We start from the raw sequence: 20,608 nt of genomic DNA, 5'->3' as shown, positions 1-20,608 counted from the left end.
TTTATTTCCAGCTCCTTCCCCGACATTCCGAAATATGATCAAATCCTAACTCATCTAATAACGCTGGTAATTCTTCAATAATTGTTGGACATACGAACGGATCAACAAAGTTCGCTGTACCAACTGCAACTGCACTTGCACCAGCGTAGAAGAACTCAATTACATCTTCCGCTGATTCAATACCGCCCATTCCGATAATTGGAATGTTAACCGCCTGACTTACTTCATGTACCATACGAATCGCCACTGGCTTAATGGCAGGGCCTGATAATCCGCCTGTACGGTTTGCTAAAATTGGTTTTGCTGTTTTTAAATCTAGACGCATACCAAGCAATGTATTAATCATCGTTAAACCATCAGCACCTGCATTTTCGATCGCCTTTGCAATCTCCACAATGTTTGCCACGTTCGGTGACAATTTCACATATACCGGTACTTCAGAAACCTCTTTTACTCGCTTCGTTAAATCAGCAGCAATTTCTGGGACGGTCCCAAAAGCAATACCACCCGTTTTTACGTTTGGACAAGAAATATTTAATTCTAGCGCATGAACATTTGGTGCTTTCGAAATTTCCTTTGCTACTGCTACATAATCCTCAGCTTGTGAACCAGCAACATTCGCAATAATAGGAAGATCGAATTGCTCTAACCATGGTAATTCGGAAGTCATTACCTTTTCTAACCCAGGATTTTGAAGTCCGATTGCATTTAACATTCCACCTGGTGTTTCTGCAACACGAGGCGTTGGATTTCCATAACGAGGGTGTTCTGTCGTTGCTTTAATCATAATTGATCCAAGCATGCTTAAATCATAAAACTGTGCATACTCACGACCAAATCCGAAGCAACCAGATGCTGGGATGATTGGATTTTTTAATGATAATCCTGGTAATTCAACTTGCAATCTGTTCATAGTACAACCTCCCCGATTGGAAATACTGGCCCGTCGCTACACACCTTTTTGTAAGAATGTCCACTTGGATCTTCTTGCAAGTGGCATACACAGGCGAAACATGCTCCAATACCACAACCCATACGTTCTTCTAATGAAATGTAGGCTTTTTTCTCTTTATAACGACCTTCTAATGCACGTAACATCGCTAAAGGTCCACATGAGTATAAAATGTCAAATTCGATTCCATATGCGTCAATTACATCTGTTACAAATCCCTTTGTACCATGTGTACCATCAACTGTTGCTACATACGTATCGCCAAGTTCTGCAAATTTCTCTTCATAGAAGACAACATCTTTCGTTTGGAAACCTAAGATGTGGATCACACGTACACCTTTTGCAACAAGGCGTTGTGATAGCTCATAAAGAGGTGGGACACCAATTCCGCCTCCTACTAACAGAGCGGTTTGCCCAGCTTCTGCTTCTTCTACAGGAAATCCATGGCCTAACGGTCCTAATACGTCTACAAGTTCACCTTGTTTTCTCTTTGCTAGCGTTTTTGTTCCTTGTCCTTCTGCACGGTATAGCATTGTAAATTCGTTTTTCTCTTGATCAACGTTACAAATGCTAATTGGGCGGCGTAGCAGAGGCGTAATGCCTTCTGCTACTTTAATGTGTACAAATTGCCCTGGTTCGTTCATTTGCTGTACAAGATCACCTTGAAGCACTAATTCGTAAATGTTTTTTGCGATTTCTGTTTGATTAACGACGATCATATTTTGCTTTTGCATCATGCATGTACCACCTCGTGAAGCTTTGTTGGCGCAATTTCTTTCATTGAGTGAGCTGAGAATGTCATGGATTCTAATACTCTTAAAATCGCTCTTGTTGTATCAAGTGATGTTAAGCAAGCTACACCATTTTCTACAGACTCACGACGAATGCGGAAACCATCACGCGCTGGCTGTTTTCCTTTTGTTAATGTATTGATAACAAACTGCGCTTTTCCTTGACGAATGATATCAAGTAAGTTGTAGTCTTCAGAATCAATTTTGTTTACAACTTGCACTGGAATGTTTTGTTCTGTTAATGATTTTGCTGTTCCAGCTGTTGCTAATAAGTTATAGCCAATTTCATGGAAGCGTTTTGCAATTTCCATCGCTTCTTCTTTATCTTTATCCGCTACAGTAATGATTACTGATCCGTGCGTTGGAATGTTAATTCCAGAAGCAACTAGCCCTTTGTATAATGCTTTTTCAAGTGTTAAGTCTTTACCCATTACTTCCCCTGTTGATTTCATTTCAGGTCCTAATGTTGTATCAACTGAGCGTAGTTTCGCAAATGAGAATACCGGAGCTTTCACATACACTTCTTTCTCTTCTGGGTGATAGCCAGTTCTATAGCCTTGTTCTACAAGGTTTTGACCTAAAATAACTTTCGTTGCCACATTCGCCATCGGTACACCTGTAATTTTACTTAAGAATGGTACTGTACGGCTCGCACGTGGGTTTACTTCAATTACATACACTTGATCTTTGAATACTACAAACTGGATATTTAGTAATCCAACAATGTTTAATCCTCTTCCAAGTGCAATTGTATTTTCAATAATTTGTTCTTTTAGTTTTGCAGATAAGCTTTGTGGTGGATATACTCCGATTGAGTCACCAGAGTGAACTCCAGCGCGTTCAATATGTTCCATAATACCTGGAATGAATACATTCTCACCGTCTGAAATTGCGTCTACTTCAATTTCTTTACCAACCATGTAACGGTCAATTAATACTGGGTGATCAGCATGAACTTTTACTGCATTTTTCATGTAGTGCAGTAATTCTTCTTGACGATATACGATTTCCATCGCACGTCCACCAAGTACGTAAGATGGTCTTACTAATACTGGATAACCAATTTCTTCAGCAATTGCTACCGCTTGTTCTACAGTCGTTGCTGTTTTACCAACTGGTTGCGGGATACCAAGCTGCGTTAATGCTGCTTCAAACTTATCACGGTCTTCTGCACGGTCTAGATTTTCAAGTGATGTTCCTAAAATTTTCACACCATGCTCTTCTAATTTCGCCGCTAAGTTAATTGCCGTTTGTCCACCAAACTGAACGATAACACCTTCTGGTTTCTCTAAGTCGATAATGTGCATTACATCTTCAATTGTTAATGGTTCAAAGTATAATTTGTCAGAAATACTGAAGTCTGTTGAAACCGTTTCTGGGTTATTATTAATAATAATCGCTTCATATCCAGCTTCTTTAATTGCCCATACAGAGTGAACTGTTGCATAGTCAAACTCAACACCTTGACCAATGCGGATTGGACCAGACCCTAGTACAACTACACTCTTACGATCTGTCACAATTGACTCATTCTCATCACCGTATGTGCTGTAGTAATAAGGTGTTGCAGATTCGAATTCTGCTGCACAAGTATCTACCATTTTGAACACTGGTGTCAGATTGTTTTCTTTACGCATATCGTAAATTTCACGCTCTTTTTTATTCCAAGCAGCTGCAATGTAGTGATCACTGAAGCCCATTTCTTTTGCAGATTGTAATACTTCCATGTTACCTACATTTTCTTTTACCTTACGTTCCATATTTACAATGTTTTCAACTTTTTGTAAGAAGAAGAAGTCCATTTCACACCATGAATTGATTTCTTCTTTCGTTACACCTTGACGGATTGCTTCTGCTACAATAAACAGGCGCTCATCATCGGCTTTAATAATACGTTTTTTCATTGTTTCTTTATCAAGCTCTTTTAAGTGATCTAACTCTAGGTGGTAAATACCAAGCTCTAAAGAACGAACTGCTTTTAATAATGATTCTTCTAAGTTACGTCCGATTGACATAACTTCACCAGTTGCCTTCATCTGTGTACCAAGCGTTCTGTTCGCTGATTCAAACTTATCAAATGGCCAACGTGGAATTTTTGAAACAACATAGTCTAATGCTGGCTCGAAACATGCATATGTTTTTTGCGTTACTGGGTTTACAATTTCATCTAATGTTAAGCCGACTGCAATTTTCGCTGCTAACTTCGCAATTGGATATCCAGTTGCTTTAGATGCAAGTGCAGATGAACGACTTACACGTGGATTTACTTCGATTACATAGTATTGGAAGCTATATGGATCAAGTGCAAGCTGAACGTTACATCCACCTTCAATCCCTAATGCACGAATGATTCGTAATGAAGTGTTGCGTAACATTTGATACTCACGATCACTTAATGTTTGGCTCGGTGCTACAACAATTGAATCACCTGTGTGAACCCCAACTGGATCGATATTTTCCATGTTACATACTACAATTGCGTTATCATTTGAATCACGCATTACTTCATATTCAATTTCTTTACAACCAGCAATACTTTTCTCTAATAGACATTGTGTTACTGGACTATGTTTTAAACCACTTGTTACGATTTCAATTAACTCTTCTTCATTATGGCAAATTCCGCCGCCCGTTCCTCCTAATGTGAATGCTGGACGAACGATTACTGGGTAACCAATTTCTTTTACAAACCCATATGCTTCATCAAGGTTATGAATAATTTCACTTGGTGGTGTTGGTTCATTTAAATCTTGCATTAATGTACGGAATAAATCACGATCTTCCGCTTGCTCGATTGCTGATAATTTTGTTCCTAATATTTCAACTCCGCACTCGTCAAGTACGCCTGATTTTGCAAGTTCAACAGCCATGTTTAAGCCTGTTTGACCACCTAATGTTGGCAAGATTGCATCTGGACGTTCTTTACGAATAATACGGCTTACGAATTCTAATGTTAATGGCTCAATGTATACTTTATCTGCTGTTGCAGTATCCGTCATAATTGTTGCTGGGTTAGAGTTAACAAGGATTACTTTGTAACCTTCCTCTTTCAGAGATTGACAAGCTTGTGTACCAGAGTAGTCAAACTCCGCTGCTTGCCCAATTACAATTGGTCCTGATCCGATTACTAAAATTGTGTTAATGTCTAGGCGTTTTGGCATAACTCTTCCCCTTCTTTCTTGAAGTTTTCAATCATTGTTAAGAAATCTTCGAATAAATCATTTGCATCTTCTGGTCCTGCTGAAGCTTCTGGATGGTATTGTACTGTAAATGCTGGGAACTTCTTATGACGAAGACCTTCTACTGTTCCATCGTTTAAAGCAACATGCGTAATCTCAAGTTCTGTATTTTTAACTGATTCTTCTTCTACTGCATAACCATGGTTTTGAGATGTAATTGCTACTTTTCCAGTTGCAAGATGTTTTACTGGATGATTTAAACCACGGTGACCAAATTTCAACTTACTTGTATTCGCACCAGATGCTAGCGCGAACAATTGATGTCCTAAGCAAATTCCGAATAAAGGAACTTTACCGATAATGTCTTTTAACATTTCGATTGCTTCTGGTACATCTTTTGGATCTCCAGGTCCATTACTTAACATAATTCCATCTGGGCTAAGGCGTAAAATTTCTTCTGCTGTTGTATTGTAAGGTACAACAATTACATCACAATCGCGTTTATTTAATTCTCGTAAAATACCATGTTTCATTCCGAAGTCAACAAGTACAACACGATGACCACGGCCTGGGCTTGGATATGGATCTTTTGTTGACACGCGTTTTACATGATCTGTAAATACTGTCGCTTTTAATTGGCTCACGATATATTCTACATCCGCGTCCATGTTGCAAAGGCGTCCACGTAATGTACCGTATTGACGAATTTTTCTTGTTAATTTTCTCGTATCAATTCCTGCTAAACCTGGAATGTTTCTTTCTTTTAAATACTCATCTAACGAAATCTCATTTCGGAAGTTAGATGGGTGATCACATATTTCGTTTACGATTAAACCATTTACAGATGGGTGAATTGATTCAAAATCGTCACGGTTAATGCCGTAGTTTCCGATTAATGGATACGTAAATGTTACAATTTGACCGCAATATGATGGATCAGATAATGTTTCTTGATATCCTGTCATTCCTGTTGTAAATACAACCTCACCTGACTTTTCGATTTCACCGCCGAAACCTTTTCCAATTAATACTGTTCCATCTTCTAAGATAAGTTGTCTTTTCATACTAATGCACTCTCCTTTTGCCATGCGATCTTACCGCTAACTAATGTCATAACTGGCCATCCTTGACACTTCCAGCCTGCAAATGGCGTATTCTTTCCTTTTGATAAGAATGTTGTTGGATCAATCTCTTCTTCTTGTTCTAAATCAATAATTGTAATATCAGCCGCTCTTCCTTCTTTCAGGCGACCTGCTTCTAAACCAAATGTATCAGCTGGTTTTTCTGTTAAGAATTGAATTAACTGTTCTAATGTGATAATTCCTTTTTTCACAAGATTTGTATACAGCAGTGGGAATGCTGTTTCAAAACCAGTAATTCCAAATGGTGCTCTTTCAATACCTTGCGCTTTTTCCTCTGTAGCATGTGGTGCATGATCTGTTGCAATGATATCAATTGTTCCATCTAATAATCCTTCAATTAACGCTGCATGGTCTTCTTTTCCACGAAGCGGTGGATTCATTTTAAAGTTTGGATCAACTGATGGGATATCATCTTCACATAGTACTAAGTGGTGCGGTGTTACTTCCGCTGTCACTTTAATTCCAGCACGTTTTGCATCACGAATCACTCGTACAGACCCTTTTGTACTTACGTGACATACGTGATAGTGACAATCCGCTGCTTCTGCAAGTAAGATGTCCCGGGCAATATGTACAGATTCACATACTGATGGGATACCGTTTAATCCATGTTCCTTAGAAAACTTCCCTTCATGTACACAACCTTTATTAATAAGTGTATTTTCTTCACAGTGTGCAACGACTGCCATATTTAATTTCGCTGCACGTTTCATAGCAGCAAGCATCATACTTGCATCTTGTACGCCTACTCCGTCATCAGTGAAAGCAAATGCCCCAAGTTCTTTTAACGTTTCAAAGTCTGTCATTTCAGAACCTGCTTGGCGTACTGTAATTGCTCCGTATGGTAATACATTTACATGTGCTTTTTCTTTAATACGTTTTTGTAAATCTTCCATATGCTCTTTGCAATCTGGGACTGGGCGTGTATTTGGCATTGCACAAATTGTTGTGAATCCACCTTTTGCTGCTGCAAGTGTACCAGTTTCAATTGTTTCTTTATGTTCACCACCCGGTTCGCGAAGATGAACGTGTACATCTACTAGTCCAGGTGCGATTAATTTTCCGTTCACATCGATTACTTCAGCATTATCTGCCGTAATATTTTCTGCTACTTTCGCAATTTTACCGTCTTGTATGAGAAGATCTGTTGCTACAATTTTTCCTTCTTCATTTAGATACCGACCATTTTTAAACAAATAATTCATGTTTCATTCCTCCTAATACATTTGGTAAGGCGCGTTTTAGTACAGCCATTCTTACGTAAACTCCATTTTCCATTTGCTTGAATATGCGTGAACGCTCACACTCAACAAGTTTACTTGCAATTTCAACATCACGGTTTACGGGAGCTGGATGCATAATAATGCTTCCTTCTTTCATACGCTTCTCTCTTTCCACTGTTAATCCGTGTTTCTCATGGTACTCTTTCATAATGTCTGTTTCATAATGATCATGACGCTCATGTTGTACACGAAGTAGCATCATCACATCAACCTCTGGAACAAGTTCATCTAAGTCTTTGTAAGTTCCAAATGTGTTTTCTTCATCTTTCCACTCTTCTGGACTTGCGAAGTAAATTGTCGCACCAAGTTTCGTTAATGCTTCTGCATTAGAACGTGCTACTCGGCTATGGCGAATATCCCCTACTATCGCAATCTTCAAACCTTCAAATCTGCCAAACTCTTGTTTAATTGTTAGAAGATCTAGTAAGCACTGCGTTGGGTGATTTCCGCATCCATCACCAGCATTCAAGATCGGGATATTTACCTGATCTTTTAGCTCATCAAAGTAGCGATCTTGCTCATGGCGGATGACTACCGCTTTTGTTCCGATTGATTCTAGTGTTCTTATCGTGTCGTATAAAGTTTCTCCTTTTTGTACGCTAGATGAATCTGCTGAAAAGTTTAATACATCAAGCCCTAACCTCTTCTCAGCAACTTCGAAGCTAAATCTCGTTCTCGTACTATTTTCAAAGAACAAGTTCGCTACAAATGTTTGCTCTGTTTTTTTTAGTTCTTTTCCATTCGCAAAATCTTCTGCGTCTTTTAGGATTTCTGAAATTTCTTGCTCCGATAATTCACTCATCGTTAACAAATGGTTCATCGTCATCCCTCATCTTTCTAATTTTTATAATAACACTTCTGAATTTATATAACAATAACTGCATAAAAATACCCTAGTCATGTGAGACTAGGGTGCAAGAAAGAAGCCACCCTTTTCGGTCTCACAGGACTGAATTAAAAGGTTGTTTTATGAAGCAATCTGCTTAGATTGTTTTGTTTGTTTTATTTCTGGTAGTAGTAGATTTAACAGTACACCTACAATTGCTGCTAGTGCCATTCCTTCTACTTGGAATGATTCTCCGACATGGAGTACCGCCCCACCAATACCGATTACAAGTATAACCGATGCGATCATTAAATTGCGTTTGTCGCTTAAATCTGTTTTATCATCTACCATCATGCGTAAACCACTTGATGCGATTACACCGAAAAGTAAGATTGATACTCCGCCCATAACTGGTGTTGGAATCGAATGAATCAGTGCTGAAATCTTACCGATAAACCCAAACATAATCGCAAATACTGCTGATCCGATGAATAAGTATACACTGTAAGCTCTCGTAATTGCTAACACGCCGATATTTTCACCGTATGTTGTATTCGGCGGTCCACCTATTACAGATGCGATTAATGTTGCTACCCCATCCCCAAAGATTGAACGATGTAAACCTGGTTTTTCAATTAAATCTCTCTTAATAACATTTCCAAGTACAATTTGATGTCCGATATGTTCTGAGATTGTTACGAGTGCAACTGGTACCATTAAGAGTACAATCTTCCATGAAAACTCTGGAGTATATGTTACAAATGGTACTGTGAAGTCTGGTACATCAAACCATTTTGCCTCAGCTACCGGTTTTAAATCTACAAGCCCTTGGAAGTAAGCAAAGATATATCCCCCGATGATTCCAAGTAAAACTGGTATGATGCTGAAAAACCCTCTTCCGAATATGGAGCAAATGATTGTAATTGCTAATGTTACTAACGCTACTGAGAAATGTGTAAAGCTATACTTTCCACCTGCATCATTCATCGCCATATTAACCGCTGTATGTGCTAGTGCTAATCCGATAACCATTACGACTGGACCCACTACGATTGGTGGAAGTAATTTCATAATCCACTCAGATCCTGATTTCTTAATTCCGATTGAAATTAAGAGATAAACAAGTCCCGCTAGTAACCCACCAAGCATTGCTGCTCCCGGCCCACCAGCTGTTTTTGCTGTAATAATTGGTGCGATAAATGCGAATGATGATCCTAGATATGCTGGCACTTGACCTTTTGTTATAAGAAGGAACGCTAGTGTTCCTAATCCACTTGAAATTAAAGCAACTGATGGATTCAGTCCTGTTAAAAATGGAACAAGCACTGTTGATCCGAACATCGCAAATAAATGTTGTATACTTAAAAATAACCATTTTCCGGGCTTCGGTACTTCATGAATGTCTAACACTGGCTTTTGTTCCATTGTTACATCCTCCTTCAGTTTAAAACTTTGCAATAAAAAAACTCTTTGTGACTGTGCACAAAGAGTCCTATACTTTCGTATGTCAAATTTGACATACGAAAGTCAAGACCCTTTGGCAGCCTCACAGGACTACATTTAAAAGGGTTTTACTTATCGTATATACTTACTCGATCTTGCTGATCTGTCTCTTGCAAATCAACTTCAATACGTTCTTCACTTGATGTTGGAATGTTCTTCCCTACATAATCAGCGCGAATTGGTAATTCACGATGACCTCTGTCTACAAGAACCGCAAGTTGGATTTGTGATGGTCTACCTAAATCCATAAGAGCATCCATTGCCGCTCGAACTGTTCTTCCTGTATATAATACATCATCTACAAGGATTACCTTTTTCTTCGTAATATCTACAGGGATATCCGAACCTTTTACTAACGGTTCTTTATTTTTTGATTGAAGTGTTAAATCATCACGATATAGTGTAATGTCTAATTCCCCTACTTCAATCTCTTTTCCTTCAATTTGACCAATGCGTTCTGCTAAACGCTTTGCAATAAAGATACCACGTGTTTTAATTCCGACAAGAACACAATTATCAACACCTTTATTACGTTCCACAATTTCATGACTAATACGTGTTAAAGCGCGGCGAATCATTTGGTCATCTAAAACGACAGCTTTTTCTTGCATGCTCTACACCTCCAAGCTTTTTTCTTGCGTGAGAGGAATGGTATAAAAAAAGTCCTCTCAGCGTGTGCGAGAGGACTTTTGAAAAAAGGGTACAACATACCCTAAGTATTTCAAACCGTTACCTTCTCAACCTCACGGGGCTGTGTTAAAGGATCATTATTTAACTGTAGTCAGTATCTCAGTTTTCTTATGATTTGTCAATACTATTTCCGTAAAATATTTAGCGTTTCTTCAAATACTTCTGGAATCGGTGCCTCAAACTCAACATATTCACCAGTACGAGGGTGATCAAATCCTAAAATCCCTGCATGAAGCGCCTGTCCATTTATATCTAATGTTTTTTTCGGACCATATTTGGGATCTCCTGCAAGTGGATATCCAATATATTTCATATGAACACGAATTTGATGCGTACGCCCTGTTTCTAAACGACATTCAACAAGTGTAAAGTCCTTGAACCTCTCTAACACTTGGAAGTGTGTAACAGCATGTTTCCCATTTTCATCAACCGTCATACTTTGACGATCCTTTTTATCTCGAGCAATCGGTGCATCAATCGTTCCTTTATCATGTGGAATCATCCCATGAACAATTGCTTTATATCGTCTTGTAACTGTTTTTGCCACAAGCTGATTGACAAGAGATTCATGTGCCATATCATTTTTAGCAACCATTAATAAACCAGAGGTGTCTTTATCAATACGATGCACAATACCAGGGCGCATTACACCGTTAATCCCTGATAAATCAGTACAATGATACATTAGTCCATTTACAAGAGTACCACTTGTATGTCCAGGAGCTGGATGTACAACCATACCGCGTGGTTTATTAACAACTAATACATCTGCATCCTCATAATAAATTTCTAAGTTCATATCTTCTGCACGAATATCTAGTTCTTCTGGTTCTGGGATTGCTACTGCAATTTCATCGTTTTCTTTTACTTTATAATTTCCTTTAATGGTGTTTCCGTTTACAGTTACGACACCATCTTTAATCCATTGCTGCACTTGTGTACGTGACCACTCATTATTGACACTGGCAACAAACTTATCAATCCGTTCATTTTTTTGTTCTTTTGCAACTGTTACTTGTACTACTTCGCTCATTCATTTACTCCTTCATTTTCTTTCCTTCTAATAATGTTTGAATAATAATCAATACAACCCCTATACATAAAGCTGAGTCAGCTATGTTAAATACCGGATAATTGTATGAAAAAATATACACGTGAATGAAATCCACCACTTCTTGTCTAAATACACGATCAATAAAATTGCCAATTGCTCCGCCTAAAATAAGACCTAATGAGACCCCTAAGAGCTTATCTGTTTTTGCATATTTTTTCATATAAAATACGATAAATCCTACAAAAACAACTGTAATAACATAGAAGAACCACATTTGACCTTCTAAAATACCCCAGGCAGCTCCTCTATTCCGATGTGATGTTATGTATAATACATTATCGATAATCGGGATACTTGTACCTAATTCCATGTTCTTTACAATTAACCATTTCGATACCTGATCGACAGTAATGACAAATAAGGCTATTAAATAATATATCATTTTCATTTCCCCCACAAAGACAGTGTACCTCAAAATTTTAGCATAGCTACGGCCTTTTCACAATGAACCTTTACGGAAGAATAAAATAAAACGAAAAAAGGTAATATAATATCGTTGTGCCTATCAAATATTTACTTTATCATACAAAAACTCATGAACTGTACGTGCTGTTGGCATCATTTGCATTTGCTTTACAGGAATATATCTCCCAGTTTCTTCACAAATTCCATACATATCGATTTCCATTTTAAATAATGCTCGTTCCACATCTTTTAAATCTTCTCTTATATCATGTAAAAATAATTTCTTTTTCGCATCTTCCTTCATTTCATACCCTATCTCTTGTCCAAATTCCACATGATACGTGCGCATCGCTTCTTTTGCCAGTCGCTCCTGTAATTCTTTTTTCATCAATTGCAATTCTTCTTTGATTTCCATGTAGATTTCATTCACGTGTACATTCCTCCCGGCTGCAATGTACCGTTAGTGTGTCCGAAATTTTCTCACTTACCGCTCACACATTTTTCCTTCATAGGAAAGTGCTTAAAATCCAATAGAAACCTTTAACAATCAAATTCTCGATACATCTACCGCATGCCAAGAAAAATCTTTACTGAATACAAAAAAACTGACTGCAGTAATTAGCAGTCAGTTTTTTACTATCACATCATTATTTCACATAATTTTCTTTTACAACTGTCGCACAACGCTCACATAATGTTTCATGTTCAGCGTCTTTACCAATTGTTTCAGAAACAACCCAGCAACGTTCACATGTTTCACCAGTTGCCTGCGCTACAACAACAGCTGTATGCTCATATTTCGGAGCATCTGCTGGGGCCTCTTCCATTGTGCCACCAAGTTTGTACTCAGAAACAATAAACAATTGTTTTAAATCTTCGCTGATAGACTCTAACATTTGTTTCATTTCTGCAGTTGGATAAAGTGTAATACTTGCATTCAATGACTTACCAATTACTTTTTCATTACGAGCAACTTCTAACGCTTTTAATACGTCGTCGCGAAGTGTCATAAATGCATCCCATTTTGTTTTTAACGCTTCAGCACCTTCTACTTCCACTGCTTCTGGCATATCAGTTAGCTGAACACTTTCTTCTACAACACCAGGAATATATGGCCATACTTCATCCGCTGTATGAGGTAAAATTGGTGTTACAAGCTTTGTTAATGCAACAAGAACATCATAAAGTACTGTTTGAATTGCACGGCGGTCCGAATGATTCGCAGCTTCAATATATAAAATGTCTTTTGCAAAATCTAAATAGAATGAACTTAAATCAATTGTACAGAAATTATGAATTGCATGATACACGGCCGCAAAATCATATGTTTCATATGCTTCTTTTACTTTTGTAATTAAGTCATTTAATTTCACTAGCATATATCGATCTACTTCACGTAGTTCAGTTTTTGCTACTGCATCTTGACCTGGATTAAAGTCAGATAAGTTTCCTAATAAGAAACGGAATGTGTTACGGATTTTACGATATACTTCTGCAACTTGTTTTAAAATATCATCTGAAATACGTACATCAGATTGATAGTCAACAGAAGATACCCATAGTCGTAAAATATCTCCGCCTAATTGATCCATGATTTTCTTCGGTACTACAATGTTTCCGATAGATTTACTCATTTTACGGCCTTCACCGTCTAGTACGAACCCATGACTTAGAACACCTTTATACGGCGCTTTACCAGTTACTGCAACTGCTGTTGATAATGAAGAGTTAAACCAACCACGGTATTGGTCAGATCCTTCTAAGTATAAATCAGCAGGACGCTGCAAGTCCTCACGCTCTTCTAGAACAGCTTGGTGAGAAGAACCTGAATCAAACCATACGTCCATAATGTCTGTTTCTTTACGGAATTCACCATTTGGACTAGATGGATGTGTAAATCCTTCTGGTAATAACTCTTTCGCTTCACGCTCGAACCATACGTTAGAACCATTCTCACGGAATAGGTCCGCTACATGATTGATTGTTTCATCTGTAATGATTGGATCACCATTCTCTGCATAGAAGACAGGAATTGGTACACCCCACGCACGCTGACGAGAAATACACCAGTCACCACGGTCACGAACCATATTATGAAGGCGAGTTTCACCCCATGCTGGTACCCACTTCGTTTCTTCAACAGCTTGTAATAATTCACTGCGGAATGCTTCAATCGATGCAAACCATTGCGCTGTCGCACGGAAGATAATTGGTTTTTTCGTTCTCCAGTCATGCGGATAAGAATGCGTAATAAATGTTAATTTTAATAACGCACCAACTTCTTCTAGTTTTTCCGTAATTGGTTTATTTGCTTTATCATAGAATAAACCTTCAAATCCAGGTGCTTCACTTGTTAATACACCTTTATCATCAACCGGACAAAGAACTTCTAATCCATATTGTTTACCAACAAGGAAATCGTCTTCCCCGTGTCCAGGTGCTGTATGTACACAACCTGTACCAGCATCTGTTGTAACATGCTCTCCAAGCATAACTAAAGAATCACGATCATAGAATGGGTGCTTCGCAACTGTATACTCAAGTTCGCTACCTTTAACTGTTTTCACAACCTCAGTATTTTCCCACTCTAATGTTTTCGCAACTGTATCAAATAGTTCAGAAGCGATGATATATTTTTCATCATTTACTTTCACAATGCTATATTCAAGTTCTGGGTGAACAGAAATACCTAGGTTTGCTGGTAGTGTCCAAGGTGTTGTTGTCCAAATAATAAATTTCTCGTCACCTTCTAATACATTTTTCCCGTCTTTTACAGGGAATGCTACGTAAATAGATGCTGACTTCTTATCTTTATATTCAATTTCAGCTTCAGCTAAAGCAGATTCACTTGTTGGAGACCAATAAACTGGCTTCTGTCCTTTATAGATATAACCTTTCTTCGCCATTTCTCCAAACACTTTAATTTGCTGCGCTTCATATGCTGGCTCTAACGTAATATATGGACGATCCCAATCAGCACGCACACCTAGACGTTTAAACTGCTCACGTTGGCGATTTACTTGTTCATATGCATACTCTGCACATAATTTACGGAATTCTGCAACCGTCATTTCTTTACGCTTTACGCCTTTATTTGTTAAAGCTTGTTCAATTGGTAGACCATGTGTATCCCAGCCTGGCACATATGGTGCACAGTATCCAGTCATCGATTTGTAACGAACAATAAAATCTTTTAATACTTTATTTAACGCATGTCCCATATGAATGTCACCATTCGCATATGGAGGACCATCATGCAGCACAAATAAAGGACGACCTTTTGTATGTTCTTGTACTTTTTCGTAAATATTCATCTCAGCCCATTTTTCTTGCATTGCAGGCTCACGTTTTGGTAAATTCCCACGCATTGGGAATTCTGTTTTCGGCATTAGTAATGTATTTTTGTACTCCATGCTTATTTCCTCCTCGAATGTATAAAAGAAAGACCCTAAAAAATGGAATAAAAAAGAGACCTTCTCATCCCCAAAAAGGGACGAGAAGGTCTCCCGCGGTACCACCCTAGTAGACCATGCATGTATGCATTAGTCCTCTTTATATTCTTAACGCGAATATACGCCTACGCTTACTTTTTTGGTTCAGCGTGGAACTCCAGGGTGATATTCCCATTTATCTCCTTATCCTGAGCTTACACCATCCTCAGTTCGCTATATAAGGTGTGAAAAAGGTACTTATCCCTATCTTCGTTTTTCTTAATAAATATGTTGTTTAAAATTATATGTAATAATGAGAAAAACGTCAAGCTTACACTGTTTCTTCTTTCTTTAACAGCTCGTCCACTTCTTCTTCTAACTCAATTAATTTGTCCCAATCATCATTGTTCAACATTTCAAGCTGTGCTTCTAATAGCATACGGAAACGCGTGCGGAATACTTTCGCTTGTTTCTTTAGCTCTTCAATATCAAATGCAACTTTTCTTGATTTTACTAAAGCTTCATTAATGATACGATCTGCATTTTTTTCTGCTTCACGAACAATTAATTTTGCTTCTTTTTGTGCATTACGCTTTACTTCTTCCGCTGCTTCTTGTGCAACAACGATAGATTTATTTAACGTGTCTTCAATGTTAGAGAAATGATCTAATTTCCCTTCTAGCTGAGCAACTTTTTCTTCTAATGCTTTCTTCTCACGAATGACCAATTCATAATCCTTGATAATTTGATCAAGAAACTCATTTACTTGATCCTCATCATAGCCACGGAATCCGCGACCAAATTCTTTGTTATGAATATCTAATGGTGTTAACGGCACAAACGCCACCTCCAAGTAGTTATCTAAATTTTCCTCTTTTAATTATATCTTTTCTTCGACAAAACAAGAGATTTTCCTTCTAAAAAACCAATCATTTTAGTATACCATACAAAACTCTCCATTTGTCGCGCTTCGTTTTTCCTTCTATAGAAAATAATTTACTTCGGCCATGTCCCCTAACTGAAAACACATCACCTGGAAAACACTCGTATGCAGTTTGCTCAACCGTTTTCCAATTCACTTTCACAAGACCGTTTTTTATAAACGGCTGTACTTTCTGCCGTGATACATGGAGCATTTCAGCTAGCAGGACATCTAATCGAAGTGATGAAACAGTTCCAGACTGTTCTCTCCATTCTTCTTGCAATCGTAATACTCGATCTGCTTGTACAGAGGAGAGTGAGACCTTCATTTTCCCTATCGATTGTAAATTCATTTCAATGTACGAAACAATTTCTTTTGCAACTATAATTTGGGCGCGATTTTCTTGAAGCAAAATATCACCGCATTTTTCTCTCGTTAGACCAAGAGACATAAATGCACCTAATATTTGCCTATGTTCAAGCGTATAAAACTTGGAAGGATAGTCAATTTCTAATACTTCAACTTGAAAATCTTCTTCTTTTAAATCGAGATAACTCGGGTAAATAAGAGCTCTTTTTCTTTCCGCTTTTGGCGTAGCACCATAAAGTCGTAAAGTCGCATCTCCTTGATTGCCAATTATCGTAGCAACAATTTGTTGCTGGCGCGGATCAAGAAAATCCGTTAATTTCACTTGATGATATTCTTCAGCCATCTGTTTCCATTCTAACGCTTTATCAACAAAGACCGCTTCTTCAGGTCTAAAATGCTCATAGATGTTCATTCATTTAACCTCTTATTACAGGAAATAATTAAACAAACTTACTAAACCACTACTAGCCAATCTCAACGCAATAATTGCAACAATTGGAGAAATATCAATCATTCCAAAAGGCGGGATGAATCTCCGAAACGGCTCTAAATACGGTTCACAAATACGCGATAGAAAATCACCAAATGTTGATTCTCTTGCCCCTGGAAACCACGATAGGAGAATATAGATAATAAGCGCCCAGGAATAAATCTGGATGATCCAAAGCAATGCTTCTAAAATAATCGTCATGGCGTATTACCACCTCTTTATATTTGTCTCTTCCTCTTCACCGAACAACTCAGAAATGGCCCCAACAATATCTACAGTCTCAGGTGTACAAATAAATGTTTTCGGTCCTAGTTTTTGAATATCCCCGCCTATAGCGTATACAGTACCACTTAAAAAGTCAACGATACGCACAGCTTGATCTGTTGACATTCTTTGCAAATTAATGACAACCGCTCTTCTTCCCTTTAAATGATCCGCAATCCCTTGTGCTTCCGAATATGTACGCGGTTCTAACAAAACAACTTTAGAAGACTGTTTTGCTGTTTCAATACTTACAATATTTTGTTTCGGCTGTGCTTTCGTAAGTGGAATATCCTGCTGCTCTGGGGGATCTTGTTGTTTTTTCATTTCAGCTTGCTCCTTTTCCTTTTCGTAAGCTTCTCGCTCTTCAGGTGTGTCAAAAAAGAAGTATTTTACTTTTGACCAACTCATAATAACATTCTCCTTCCTTTTACGCTTTTCCTACTAAAATCGTTCCCAAACGAATATATGTAGCACCTTCTTCAATTGCAATTGTATAATCATTTGACATTCCCATCGATAGTTCTTTACACGGAGCGTATGGTAACCCTAGTTCTTGCACTTGTTTTTGCAAACCACGCAATGCCTTAAAACAATGACGAATCTCTGCTTCTTCCCCAGTAAATGGTGCCATTGTCATTAATCCAACAACTTCAATTTTATCAAATTCTTGCAGAGCACGAATAAATGTAATTGTTTCTTCAACTGCTATCCCTTGCTTTGATTCTTCAGATGATGTTTTTACTTGAACAAAACATCGAACCTGCTTTGTAGCACGTTTTTGAATTTCTTTTGCAAGTGAAATGCGATCTAATGAATGCAAATAATCAATCTCATTAATAATTTCTTTTACTTTTCTCGTTTGTAATGAACCGATGAAATGCCAATTTACTTTTGAACCAAAATGCTCATACTTCTGTAAAAAACCTTCATTACGATTCTCACCTAAATCAGTAATTCCAGCTTCTATTACTTCATTTGTTTTTTCAATTCCTACTGTTTTTGTTACTGCAACGAGCTTAATCTCTTCTACCAAGCGCTCTGCTCGTTCACACGCTTTTTTGATTTCCTCATTTACAAATGCTAAATTCTCTTGCACTACCACTTGTTTTCAATCCTCCTTAAAGCCTATGAAACTCAACATTCTTCCTGTTTTTCCTCGATCACGACGATGTGAGAAAAACAATTGTTCTTCACAGCTTGTACAAAGAGACGACATCACAATATGCTCATCTTTTATGCCCGCCTGTAAGCATAATATACGATTGATTTCTTTTAAATCAATTGCATATTGTCCGTCTGAAATCACGTTATATGGAACAGGTCCGTTTACCGCTTGTTTTGCTGCTGATAATACACGATCATCAACTACATAACAGCAGGACCCAATGGCTGGTCCAATTGCAACATAAATCTCATGAGCTGGCACTCCTTCTGCACTCCACTTTTGAATCATTTCTTTTGCAATTTCTTTTACAGTTCCTTTCCATCCAGCATGTGCAAGTCCTATCATACCATGCGATGGTGCATAGAAATAGAGTGGAACACAATCGGCATAGCAAGATGTTAAACATACATCTCTATCAGTCGTATAAATACCATCTGTATTTGGAATACCATCTTCATATAAGTAGATTCCTCGCCCTTTTTCCCCTTGTCCTACTTTTTCAACGTGACGATCATGAACTTGCTCTGAACAAATCCAATTTTCTAATGGTTTTTGTAGCTTGTCCGCTAAAATACGTCTATTTTCATGAACATTCTCCATCGTATCATTCACATGTAATCCTAAATTCATCGCCTGGAAGGAGCCTGTACTTACTCCACCATCTTTCGTCGTAAATCCTGCAGTAATATTTCCAAGTTCTTTCCACGCTTGTAAATATAATATACCGTCCTCATATATAAATGGTTCTCTCATAAAGCGGCTCCTTTTAATAAAATAACATAAAAAAGCATGGTACTTCCTGTCTATTTTACCATACTTTTATTTTTCCATAATGACAACATAAAAAAAAGAGGAATTTGTAATATTCTTTAAGAAATTGTCGGTGTTTGTATTGATTCTGTTACAGAATTGACATGATCAGCTCTTACTAATATGACATCCTCTCCAATTTTTACAATTTGCTTCCATGGAATAACAAACTCCGCCTCTTTCCCAAATATACCTAGCATTCGTGCCTGTTTTGAAATAATAACAGCTTGAATCTTCCCAGTGTTCATATCAATATCTATATCGCTAATGTTTCCAAGCTTTTTTCCATCAGAGACATTTACAACATCCTTAATTTGAAACTCTGAAATCCGCATCATTGTCATTCTCCCCTTCTATGTCACTATTTGTAGTTGATAAGTCTTCTCCTTCAATTTTACTTTATTGTTATTATATGAACACGTAATCTTTCCTATGAACAGAATCTCGAGGCGCGCAACATAAAAAAGTCTCATCTTAACCGATGAGACCTTATCCTTGAATTGTCTTATTCATTTGTTTAATTGCTGATTTTTCAAGGCGTGATACTTGTGCTTGAGAAATTCCAATTTCTTCGGCAACTTCCATTTGTGTTTTCCCTTGAAAAAAACGTTTTCGAATAATCATTTTTTCACGATCATTTAATCGTTTCATTCCTTCTTTCAATGCCAATTCTTCGACCCATTGCTCGTCCCTTTGTTTATCATCACTTAGTTGATCCATTACAAATATAGGGTCGCCCCCATCATTATAGATTGGTTCAAATAATGATACTGGATCTTGAATGGCATCAAGTGCAAAAACGATTTCTTCATGTGTCACTTCAAGCACTTTTGCAATATCCATTGCCGTTGGCTCTTTTGAATTTTCAGCAATTAACTTTTCTCTTACCTGTAATGCTTTATACGCGATATCTCGCAGTGAACGAGAGACGCGAATTGGATTGTTATCACGTAAATATCTACGGATTTCCCCAATAATCATTGGCACAGCATATGTTGAAAATTTAACATTTTGGCTTAAGTCAAAGTTATCAATGGATTTCATAAGTCCAATGCAGCCGACTTGAAATAAATCATCAACAAATTCTCCTCTGTTGTTAAATCGCTGAATGACGCTCAGTACAAGGCGTAAGTTTCCATTTACTAATTTTTCTCTTGCGCTAGTCTCTCCACTTTGCATTTCTCGAAATAATTTACGCATCTCTTCATTTTTTAGTACTGGAAGTTTAGCTGTATCAACACCACAAATCTCTACTTTGTTTCTCGTCAAAGT

General features: G+C 37.7%; 20 protein-coding genes and 1 other annotated feature. All 20 genes read right to left on the bottom strand.

The annotated features are described in order from the left end of the window. Nucleotide 1 precedes the first annotated feature (1 nt). The 20 genes from pyrD to sigG all read right to left on the bottom strand — a co-directional run bounded on the left by pyrD (nt 2) and on the right by sigG (nt 20,605). Complete coding sequence (gene pyrD, locus KFD70_RS14120; RefSeq protein ID WP_336452044.1) at nt 2–913, bottom strand: dihydroorotate oxidase B catalytic subunit; 912 nt, start codon at nt 911–913, stop codon at nt 2–4. After that, a complete protein-coding gene (gene pyrK, locus KFD70_RS14115) occupies nt 910–1,689 on the bottom strand; it encodes a dihydroorotate oxidase B electron transfer subunit (protein WP_336452045.1) in 780 nt (259 codons plus the stop codon). Before pyrK ends, pyrD begins: the two co-directional genes overlap by 4 nt. Further along, the gene (gene carB, locus KFD70_RS14110) at nt 1,686–4,904 is read right to left on the bottom strand and encodes a carbamoyl-phosphate synthase large subunit (protein ID WP_336452046.1); all 3,219 of its coding nucleotides are present in this window, start codon (nt 4,902–4,904) and stop codon (nt 1,686–1,688) included. Before carB ends, pyrK begins: the two co-directional genes overlap by 4 nt. Continuing rightward, on the bottom strand, nt 4,889–5,986 hold the full coding sequence (locus tag KFD70_RS14105) for a carbamoyl phosphate synthase small subunit (protein WP_336452047.1): 1,098 nt from the start codon (nt 5,984–5,986) through the stop codon (nt 4,889–4,891). The genes carB and KFD70_RS14105 overlap by 16 nt, the downstream gene beginning before the upstream one ends. Next, on the bottom strand, nt 5,983–7,269 hold the full coding sequence (pyrC, locus tag KFD70_RS14100; RefSeq protein WP_336452048.1) for a dihydroorotase: 1,287 nt from the start codon (nt 7,267–7,269) through the stop codon (nt 5,983–5,985). Before pyrC ends, KFD70_RS14105 begins: the two co-directional genes overlap by 4 nt. Then, the gene (gene pyrB, locus KFD70_RS14095) at nt 7,253–8,167 is read right to left on the bottom strand and encodes an aspartate carbamoyltransferase (RefSeq protein WP_336452049.1); all 915 of its coding nucleotides are present in this window, start codon (nt 8,165–8,167) and stop codon (nt 7,253–7,255) included. Before pyrB ends, pyrC begins: the two co-directional genes overlap by 17 nt. A gap of 147 nt (nt 8,168–8,314) precedes the next feature. Further along, nucleotides 8,315–9,598 (bottom strand): uracil permease, encoded by a 1,284-nt coding sequence (uraA, locus tag KFD70_RS14090; RefSeq protein WP_336452050.1) that lies wholly within the window; start codon nt 9,596–9,598, stop codon nt 8,315–8,317. A gap of 146 nt (nt 9,599–9,744) precedes the next feature. Then, complete coding sequence (gene pyrR, locus KFD70_RS14085; protein WP_174103535.1) at nt 9,745–10,287, bottom strand: bifunctional pyrimidine operon transcriptional regulator/uracil phosphoribosyltransferase; 543 nt, start codon at nt 10,285–10,287, stop codon at nt 9,745–9,747. 203 nt (nt 10,288–10,490) lie between these two features. Further along, nucleotides 10,491–11,399, bottom strand: coding sequence for an RluA family pseudouridine synthase (locus KFD70_RS14080; RefSeq protein ID WP_336452051.1), 909 nt, complete (start codon nt 11,397–11,399; stop codon nt 10,491–10,493). A gap of 4 nt (nt 11,400–11,403) precedes the next feature. Further along, a complete protein-coding gene (lspA, locus tag KFD70_RS14075; protein ID WP_336452052.1) occupies nt 11,404–11,862 on the bottom strand; it encodes a signal peptidase II in 459 nt (152 codons plus the stop codon). Between the two features lie 123 nt (nt 11,863–11,985). Further along, complete coding sequence (locus KFD70_RS14070) at nt 11,986–12,315, bottom strand: TraR/DksA C4-type zinc finger protein (protein ID WP_336452053.1); 330 nt, start codon at nt 12,313–12,315, stop codon at nt 11,986–11,988. A gap of 217 nt (nt 12,316–12,532) precedes the next feature. After that, nucleotides 12,533–15,298, bottom strand: a complete 2,766-nt coding sequence (gene ileS2, locus KFD70_RS14065) for an isoleucine--tRNA ligase (protein ID WP_336452054.1) — start codon at nt 15,296–15,298, stop codon at nt 12,533–12,535. A gap of 73 nt (nt 15,299–15,371) precedes the next feature. After that, nucleotides 15,372–15,596 (bottom strand) — a binding site (T-box leader). 51 nt (nt 15,597–15,647) lie between these two features. Beyond that, nucleotides 15,648–16,154 carry a septum site-determining protein DivIVA gene (divIVA, locus tag KFD70_RS14060; RefSeq protein WP_016116021.1) on the bottom strand — a complete coding sequence of 169 codons (507 nt, stop codon included), beginning with the start codon at nt 16,152–16,154 and terminating at the stop codon, nt 15,648–15,650. Nucleotides 16,155–16,245: 91 nt separating this feature from the next. Next, entirely contained in the window at nt 16,246–17,019 is a 774-nt protein-coding gene (locus tag KFD70_RS14055) for a YlmH family RNA-binding protein (protein WP_336452055.1), read from the bottom strand. 15 nt (nt 17,020–17,034) lie between these two features. Then, complete coding sequence (locus KFD70_RS14050; RefSeq protein WP_336452056.1) at nt 17,035–17,298, bottom strand: YggT family protein; 264 nt, start codon at nt 17,296–17,298, stop codon at nt 17,035–17,037. Nucleotides 17,299–17,304: 6 nt separating this feature from the next. Further along, on the bottom strand, nt 17,305–17,769 hold the full coding sequence (locus KFD70_RS14045; protein WP_003199801.1) for a cell division protein SepF: 465 nt from the start codon (nt 17,767–17,769) through the stop codon (nt 17,305–17,307). 19 nt (nt 17,770–17,788) lie between these two features. Next, on the bottom strand, nt 17,789–18,463 hold the full coding sequence (locus KFD70_RS14040; protein WP_336452057.1) for a YggS family pyridoxal phosphate-dependent enzyme: 675 nt from the start codon (nt 18,461–18,463) through the stop codon (nt 17,789–17,791). A gap of 6 nt (nt 18,464–18,469) precedes the next feature. Next, entirely contained in the window at nt 18,470–19,279 is an 810-nt protein-coding gene (pgeF, locus tag KFD70_RS14035) for a peptidoglycan editing factor PgeF (protein WP_336452058.1), read from the bottom strand. A 116-nt stretch (nt 19,280–19,395) separates the two neighbouring features. Next, nucleotides 19,396–19,674, bottom strand: coding sequence for a YlmC/YmxH family sporulation protein (locus tag KFD70_RS14030; protein ID WP_174103545.1), 279 nt, complete (start codon nt 19,672–19,674; stop codon nt 19,396–19,398). A gap of 151 nt (nt 19,675–19,825) precedes the next feature. After that, entirely contained in the window at nt 19,826–20,605 is a 780-nt protein-coding gene (gene sigG / locus KFD70_RS14025) for an RNA polymerase sporulation sigma factor SigG (protein WP_336452059.1), read from the bottom strand. Nucleotides 20,606–20,608 lie beyond the last annotated feature (3 nt).

Source organism: Bacillus pfraonensis, from assembly GCF_050768835.1.
In the GTDB taxonomy this organism is placed as follows: domain Bacteria; phylum Bacillota; class Bacilli; order Bacillales; family Bacillaceae_G; genus Bacillus_A; species Bacillus_A pfraonensis.
This window is presented reverse-complemented; position numbering and strand designations above follow the sequence as displayed.